Below are 4,785 nucleotides of genomic sequence, written 5' to 3' on the forward strand. Positions count from 1 at the left end.
ACGACCGGAGGCGGCCCACTCCGGCCGGACCCGCTCACGCGGTAGCGACCCCGCTGCGGCCGAGGATCTCGTCCACCGTCTGCTCCACCGTCAGCGCGGCGTTGTCCACCCAGACGCCCTCACCGGGAATCTGACCGCGCATCGCCTCGTCCAGAAAGGACCAGTCCTCGACCAGGACCTTGTCCCGCCCGCGATTGCGCTCACCGGCCACCGCGGGATCCGGCGCCAGCACGGCCAGCTTCAGATCCCGGGTGCGCACCGACTCGCGGTAGAAGTCCAGATGGGGCTTGAGCACCACGACGTCGTCGATCACCGGCACGACTCCGGCACCGGCGAAACTGTCCGACAGCAGCGCCGCGTTGCGCGCGCGCAGGAACAGCTGCCGATCCGGTTCCTCCTCCGGCTCCGGGCCCGGCCAGCGCCCGCCCGAGACGATGAACTCCTGCAACTTGTCCACCTCGATGTGCGCCCCGAGCGCGAACCGCTGGGCGAGGGCGCGCGCAACGGTCGACTTGCCGCTGCCGGGCACACCGGTCACCAGGAAGATCACCGGAGCCGGCTCGCGATCGACCGGAACGACCTCGAATTCCTTCACGATTTGGCCTCGCTTGATGCCGAATGGCGGGTACGGACGATTCCTCGCAGCGCCAGATGCGCGCGATATCGACTTGTTGCGCGTCGATCCGGGCATTCCGCGTCTGGCACGTCCGCGAGAGTATCGACCGCGTCCGCACGGCCGCGGAGAGCCCGGCTCGACGACGAGCGGTCATTCCTGAACCCGGAGTCGAGCAGGTCCGCATCATCGGGCACGTCCGCGAGGTCGACAGGGAGTCCGCGCTACGAACGAAGGGGCGGCGGGCGTGGTGGCGGTCAGCGCGAACGTAGCGAGGTTTCGACATGCGCCCGGAAACCCTCGGACGGACGAGAAACCGCTCGATGGTCGAGCACGGTATGCATCAGAGGCGAAAGTCCTCTGGGCGCACCCGGAGCATCACAGGTTCCCTCGTGGCGGGTCGTTGCTTCGGCCCGGGGAAGAAACCTCGACGCAATGCGGAAAGGTGTCCACCATGAGCAACGTGAAGAACGTGTTCGTGTCCATCGGCAACCGCCACCACGGCAGCGATCACCGCTGGGGCAACGGCCACGGCTGGGGCGGCCACCACTGGGGCGGTGGCCATGGCTGGGGCGGCCACCGCCGGCATGACCACCATGGCTGGGACTGCAAGAAGTAGCGACCACCCGGCACCGAATCGGAGTTCGGTGGCGCCCGCGCCGATGTGGCACGGGCGCCACTTCGAATGCGCTTTCCACCGCCGGAAAGCGCTAGCGGCGCGGCTGGGGGATATGCGGCTGGACGGTCCGACGCCGGGCGGTCCCGGACCGACCGGTCTTCCCATGCTCCGCGAGTCGCGTGCTCAGCTGGTAGTTCGCCACCACCAGGCCGAACACCAGCAACCCGATGCCGAGCTCGTTCCAGATGGACGGATCCTGCGGGCTGAAGGCGAGATCGTTGAGGATCGCGCCCGTTCCCGCCAGTACCAGCACCGCGGCGAGCAGGTGGTAATGCATTGCTTTCAACAAGACTTCTCTCCCGATTCGCCGGCGCCGCACTCGGACATCGCTGCCGAGCGCGGCGAAATCAGCTTGCTCACCAAGCGAGCACGAACAGCTTCACCGGCTTGCATTACGTTCGACTGAAGCGCACATGAGAGGCGGTTCAGCGAATTGTCAGCGTTAGCGCGATCGTGCGGGCGTTCCGCGTTCGACCTGCGCGCCGTCCGCCGCAAATCGGCATGACCCCTCCGGACGAGCGGCGCTTTCACCAGTCGCATGTGCGCGTTGCAGCCGAAGGTCGTCACTGCGCTATCGACTGCTCCACATGCCGTCCGTACGGCACGGCGTCGAGCAGCGTCACTTGCACCGTGGTGCCGTCCGGCACCTGGTACGAGAGCTGCTCACCGCGCCGGGCACCGACCAGCGCGGTTCCCAGCGGCGAGGCCGGCGAGTAGACCTCCAGGTCGTTGAGCTCGGCTTCGCGGGTGCCCAGCAGGAAAGTTTCGACATCTCCGGCGTCGTCGTAGCGGACGGTGAGCACCATGCCCGGCTCGGCGATGCCGTCGTCCGGCGGCGCCTCGCCGACGACAGCGGAGGCCAGCAGGTGCTGGATCTGCCTGATCCGGCCTTTCCGCTCCTGCTGAGCCGGGATCGAGCCGTCCTCGCCCGTTCCGGTGTCGCCGTTGCCCGGCGCGAGCAGGTCGGCGAGCTCGGCGCTGAGCCGCTCGTGCGCTTGCGGTGTCAGCCAGGCGCGCTGGGTATCGGCCATGATCACTCCAGTGTTCCGATGCAGCGGCCGCTCGCAGTGCCCGGCGAGCATCGAATGGCACCGGGCATCCCAGCGTGCCTGCGCCGCACGACCGGGCCGTTGCTGCGCTCGAGGCGACCGCGGCCGCTGCGGAGATTTCGTTGCTCTCAGGATGGACCAGGCCCCGCACCGGAGCATTGTTCGTCAGCTACAGCTCACGGTGCGGTCTTTTTCGGTTTCGCACAGGGCCGCATCAGGCCTCGTGGGCCGCCAAGTCGATCATCATGGCCAGCCGCTTGCGCGGGTCCTGCAGGTCGAGCGCGGTCACCTCGGCCATCCTGCGCAGTCGATAGCGCACCGTGTTCGCGTGCACCCCGAGGCGCTCCCCCGCTTCGGCGAGTTCGCCTTGGGCGTCCAGCCACGCGGCCAGCGTCGCCACGTAAGCGGTCCGGTGTTCGCGGTCGTACGAGCGCAATTCGGCGACCGGACCGCGCGCAGGCGTGCGCCCGGCAGCGGCCGCCGCGCGCAGCCGGTGCAGCAGGATTTCGTCCCACGATTCGTCGTACGCCCGCGGTTGCGCATCGGTCGAGCGACTTTGGTGCAGCGCCAAGCACTCCTCGGCTTCCTGGCGCGCCGCGGAGAGTTCCGCCGCCGACGCCATCCCGCTGATCCCGGCCCAAACGCTGACCTGATCCGGCAGCACCCGGCCCAACGCGGCCACCCAAGCCCGCGCGGTCGCGACGTCCTCGCTGGAAAGCACGGTGTAGAGGGTGTTTCCGGACAACGCGCTGCGGCCCGGTCGCGACCAGCCGAAGCCCGCGGTCGCCCGGTCGAAAGCCAGCAGCAGGCCGGAGTGGTCATCGAGGACGTTCGGGCGGATCGCGATCACCCGCAGCGGCCCCGGCGGCAACCCGAGCCTGCCGACCAGCGCGGCGGCCGCAGCGGTGCCTTCCAGCAACCGCATCACCAGGTCCGACTCGACCTGCCTCTCCAGGTCCGCGCTCGCGCGCGAGCGCAGCAGGTGCAGCGACACCGTGCGGGCACCCTCGATCAGGGCCATGCGCCGCACGCCGGTCAGCGGCTCGCCGCAGTCCACCCACACCGAACCGAGCAACTCCCGATTCGCGCGGACCGCCACCACCATCCGGCCGGTGAGCCCCTGCGCCGGATCCGGCTCGACGAACAACGGCTCGTCCGAGACCGCGAGGTGGGCGAACACTCCGCGCACCTCGAACAGCTCGCGCAGCCGCGCCGGAGCTTGGCGTTCCACGATGGTCGCCAGCCGCGCGGGGTCGGCCTGGTGGTGCGAACTCGAGTAGGCCAGCAGCGACGACAACCGGTCTTCGATGACGACCGCGCCGTCGACCGCATCGGCGAGGCTGTCGGCCAGCGCGAACAAGTCGGTGGGCCCCCGCCCCGACTCGGTCTCGCGGCCTTCGAGCACCAGGCCGTAGACAACGCCCGCCAGCTCGCTCCAGGACACCGCGGGATCGACCAGCATCACGGCGAGCCCCGCGAGCTCGGCGGCCGAGACCGTCTCCTCGGTCAGCTCCGCGCTACCGCGGACGAGCACTACGCAAGCCCGCGCGGCCTGCGCCCGCCGGATCGCCTGCAGCTCGGACTCGGCGCCAACGGCGAGGTAGACGTCGCCGGTCACCGGACGGTCGTCCGCGCAATCCTGCAGGACCACGCCCCGCAGCTCGGTCGACCGGGAAAGCGGACAGCAGCACAACCGCACGCCGTAGCCACCCAGGACGTTGACCAGGCGGTCCAGCACCATCATCGAACTTCACTCCCGCAGCGCCTGAGCCATCGCTGAGCGGCTGAGGGCGCCGGGCGGCTCCGGCGCCGTGCAACGGTTCCTACTGCTGCACCGGGACGAGCCACGGCATGTTCTCGGGTTCCTTGCGCCCCGGCAGGTGCGCGTTGAGCAACGGCGGCAGCCAGCCCGCGACCGGCATTCCGACCTCGTCGGACAACCTGGCCAGCTCGGCCGCCTGGGCCGCGTCCGGCCGGACCCGGATCAGCACCGGCCCGGAGCCGAGGTAGTGGATCTCCCGGGCCGATGGCGAGTTGATCATCGCGCGAGCGGCGTGCACCACGTCCGGCAACCGATCGCCCAACGCCTCGATCGCCTCGAACACCACGGACGTAGCGGTGCGGCGTTCGTCCCGGTAGGTGTCCAGGCGAGCTTGCAAGGCGTCCGAGACGAACACCGTCACGGGCTCGACCGAACCGTCGCTAGAGGTCATGCCCGATGTCTACCAGGCCCGTCCCCGGCCGGGCCGTACAGGACCGTCCCGTTCGGACCGGCCTCGCAGCAGAACGCGGCCGGCCCGACCCGCTCCGTCACAGGTGCTTGCTCGCCGCCTCCCCCGGCCGGGCCGCGCTCAGCCTCGACGCGGCGGCCAGTTGGTCATCGTCTTGGGCCGCGGAGGTGCGTAGGTGCGCACCTTCGAGGTCGTCAGCCCGAGGCGGACGAG

At 69.9% G+C, this 4,785-nt stretch carries 6 protein-coding genes; 1 reads left to right on the top strand and 5 read right to left on the bottom strand.

Annotation, left to right across the window (positions count from 1 at the left end; all coding sequences use genetic code 11):
* Window positions 1–34: 34 nt before the first annotated feature.
* Entirely contained in the window at window positions 35–595 is a 561-nt protein-coding gene (locus tag IJH84_RS07790; protein ID WP_295142075.1) for an AAA family ATPase, read from the bottom strand.
* 472 nt (window positions 596–1,067) lie between these two features.
* Between IJH84_RS07790 and IJH84_RS07795 the strand changes: the two genes are divergently transcribed.
* Window positions 1,068–1,232, top strand: coding sequence for a hypothetical protein (locus tag IJH84_RS07795; protein WP_200071722.1), 165 nt, complete (start codon window positions 1,068–1,070; stop codon window positions 1,230–1,232).
* Window positions 1,233–1,323: 91 nt separating this feature from the next.
* Here the strand turns inward: IJH84_RS07795 and IJH84_RS07800 are convergent, their stop codons facing one another.
* The 4 genes from IJH84_RS07800 to IJH84_RS07815 all read right to left on the bottom strand — a co-directional run bounded on the left by IJH84_RS07800 (window position 1,324) and on the right by IJH84_RS07815 (window position 4,554).
* Window positions 1,324–1,578, bottom strand: a complete 255-nt coding sequence (locus IJH84_RS07800; RefSeq protein WP_200071723.1) for a hypothetical protein — start codon at window positions 1,576–1,578, stop codon at window positions 1,324–1,326.
* Window positions 1,579–1,855: 277 nt separating this feature from the next.
* The gene (locus IJH84_RS07805) at window positions 1,856–2,323 is read right to left on the bottom strand and encodes a GreA/GreB family elongation factor (protein ID WP_200071724.1); all 468 of its coding nucleotides are present in this window, start codon (window positions 2,321–2,323) and stop codon (window positions 1,856–1,858) included.
* Window positions 2,324–2,555: 232 nt separating this feature from the next.
* Complete coding sequence (locus IJH84_RS07810; RefSeq protein ID WP_200071725.1) at window positions 2,556–4,085, bottom strand: CdaR family transcriptional regulator; 1,530 nt, start codon at window positions 4,083–4,085, stop codon at window positions 2,556–2,558.
* 79 nt (window positions 4,086–4,164) lie between these two features.
* Window positions 4,165–4,554, bottom strand: a complete 390-nt coding sequence (locus tag IJH84_RS07815) for a hypothetical protein (protein WP_200071726.1) — start codon at window positions 4,552–4,554, stop codon at window positions 4,165–4,167.
* Between the last annotated feature and the right edge of the window lie 231 nt (window positions 4,555–4,785).

Origin of the sequence: Saccharopolyspora sp., from assembly GCF_017434145.1 — a bacterium.
GTDB classification, from domain to species: domain Bacteria; phylum Actinomycetota; class Actinomycetes; order Mycobacteriales; family Pseudonocardiaceae; genus Saccharopolyspora_C; species Saccharopolyspora_C galaxeae.

Bases quoted from the DNA above. Each gene is read 5' to 3' on its own strand.
- IJH84_RS07795 (WP_200071722.1), top strand. From the start codon at position 1,068: ATGAGCAACGTGAAGAACGTGTTCGTGTCCATCGGCAACCGCCACCAC.
- IJH84_RS07805 (WP_200071724.1), bottom strand. From the start codon at position 2,323: ATGGCCGATACCCAGCGCGCCTGGCTGACACCGCAAGCGCACGAGCGG.
- IJH84_RS07810 (WP_200071725.1), bottom strand. From the start codon at position 4,085: ATGATGGTGCTGGACCGCCTGGTCAACGTCCTGGGTGGCTACGGCGTG.
- IJH84_RS07815 (WP_200071726.1), bottom strand. From the start codon at position 4,554: ATGACCTCTAGCGACGGTTCGGTCGAGCCCGTGACGGTGTTCGTCTCG.